Source organism: Streptomyces sp. NPDC059224 (assembly GCF_042754285.1).
Classification (GTDB): domain Bacteria; phylum Actinomycetota; class Actinomycetes; order Streptomycetales; family Streptomycetaceae; genus Streptomyces.
The window spans coordinates 1-1,717 of the sequence record NZ_JBHZAN010000103.1; the positions used below are offsets into that span (position 1 = coordinate 1).

3 protein-coding genes and 1 pseudogene are annotated in these 1,717 nt (G+C 67.1%); 1 reads left to right on the forward strand and 3 read right to left on the reverse strand.

The annotated features are described in order from the left end of the window. A partial coding sequence (locus tag ACFXI4_RS44620; RefSeq protein WP_385003414.1) for a transposase occupies positions 1 to 228 on the forward strand: 228 nt, incomplete at its 5' end. A 45-nt stretch (positions 229 to 273) separates the two neighbouring features. Here ACFXI4_RS44620 and ACFXI4_RS44625 read toward each other — a convergent pair. From ACFXI4_RS44625 to ACFXI4_RS44635, 3 genes and pseudogenes are all read right to left on the reverse strand, one after another. Then, positions 274 to 795 carry a transposase gene (locus ACFXI4_RS44625; protein ID WP_385003420.1) on the reverse strand — a complete coding sequence of 174 codons (522 nt, stop codon included), beginning with the start codon at positions 793 to 795 and terminating at the stop codon, positions 274 to 276. A 14-nt stretch (positions 796 to 809) separates the two neighbouring features. Beyond that, positions 810 to 1,010: pseudogene (locus ACFXI4_RS44630) on the reverse strand (IS256 family transposase); the annotation flags it as partial. A 95-nt stretch (positions 1,011 to 1,105) separates the two neighbouring features. Beyond that, the gene (locus ACFXI4_RS44635) at positions 1,106 to 1,429 is read right to left on the reverse strand and encodes a hypothetical protein (protein WP_385003417.1); all 324 of its coding nucleotides are present in this window, start codon (positions 1,427 to 1,429) and stop codon (positions 1,106 to 1,108) included. Positions 1,430 to 1,717 lie beyond the last annotated feature (288 nt).

Below are 1,717 nucleotides of genomic sequence, written 5' to 3' on the forward strand. Positions count from 1 at the left end.
CACCTGCGCCGATGGCTACGCAAGCGAGGCATCCGTCACCGCATCGCCCGCAAGGGCATCGAGTCATCCACCCGGCTCGGCCGGCACCGCTGGACGATCGAGCGCACGATGTCCTGGCTGGCCGGCTGCCGTCACCTGCACCGCCGCTACGAGCGCAAGGCCGAACACCTCCTGGCCTTCACCGCCATCGCCTGCAGCCTCATCTGCTACCGCAGACTCACCAAATGAGACGACGTCTTAGCTTGACTCTGTCGGGGATCTTGGAGATGCCGGTCAGTTTCCCAGGGCTCGCCAGGACTTCAGCCGGGGTATCTCGCGTTGGTCGAGGTAGTGCTGGAAGGCAGTCGGTCGGCGGGACGTGGGTGCTTCTTCGGCCGGTGGCAGTCCGCTGAGGCGCTCGATGTTGACGGCAATGGCCGTCAGAACGTGCTGGATGTGGGCTTTTCCCTGTCCTCGGTAGCGGCAGCGCCGCATGCCGTGTCCGTGGGTGAACTCGTTGACCGTGCCTTCCACTCCCGAGCGGACCGCATGGCGGGTCTTCCACTCGGGCGTCTGTTGCTCAGCGCGGACGCGAAGTTGCAGGTCACGGAGTTCTCGCGGGGGAAAGCCCACGATTCGGGCACTGTCGGCGGTGCTGGTGCACTGGGTGCGGGCCGGGCAGGGACGGCACTGGCTTTTGGTGAACCTGGCCACGATCAGAGGGGCCGCGGTGGGTGACGAGGTCGGGTAGGGGCCGTGCCAGCCCGCACTGACCTGCCTCTGGGGGCACGTGACCTGCTGACGGTCGTAGTCGATGTGGAAGTCGTCCCGGTGATCTCGCCCTCCGGGGCGGACTCCAACACCCGCTTCGTCAGCTGCTGCAGCAGCCCGCCCTCCCCGGTCAGCTGCAGCCCGTCATTGCGGGCGCGGTCGACCAGCATCGCGATCAACTGCTCGTCCGACACCGCCTCCGCGGCCGACCCGACGACCGGCTCTTCCACGGTCCCGTGCTCGGTGATGGCCTCGCTCATCAGGCGTCTCCTTGATCATCGGATCCGCCGTTGATTAGACACTCCCGGTCCTCGACCGCTCTCACGCGCCGCAGGCTGACACAGCGCACGTCCCCTCACGTGTCGTACAAGCCGTCCCACGGCGCGCTGAACCCGAGCCGGTTCGGGTAGAACTCGGCCCAGTCGTCCTGCTCCTCTCCCTCGGGATATTCCCCGTGGCACTCGCTGACCAGGCCGAACAGTGCGCCGTCGACCTCCACGGCGAACGGGGCGATCACGATGTCTGTGAAGTGCCGCCCGGGCAGCGCGTCCAGCCACTCGTGCAGGAGCCGCTGCGCGGCTTCCACCATCGGCGCCTTCGCCGGCCCGTCGGCGACCGTTCCGGCTGCGCGGATCCGGGAGTCCAGGTGCCGACCCGCGGCGTCGAACTCGTGCAACACGGAGTACCACCGCCGCAGTACCCGGCCATCGACGTCCCGGCCTGCGAAAACACCGCTGACGTGGGCAAAGAACTGGCCTCCGTCCCAGTGGCCGATAGTGGACGTTCGGTAGTTCGGCTCATGCCGAATGGGAACCAGGTCAGGCACAGTCATGGCCGCACCCTACGTGCCGGCCACGACGAAAGGATGCTTGCCTAAGGGCTGTCCCGTAATCCCTGGTGGATCAGCGCGCGGCGTCAGATGCGGTGCATCGCAAGGCGGAGGGTCGTCCTCATACTGGGCGTATTC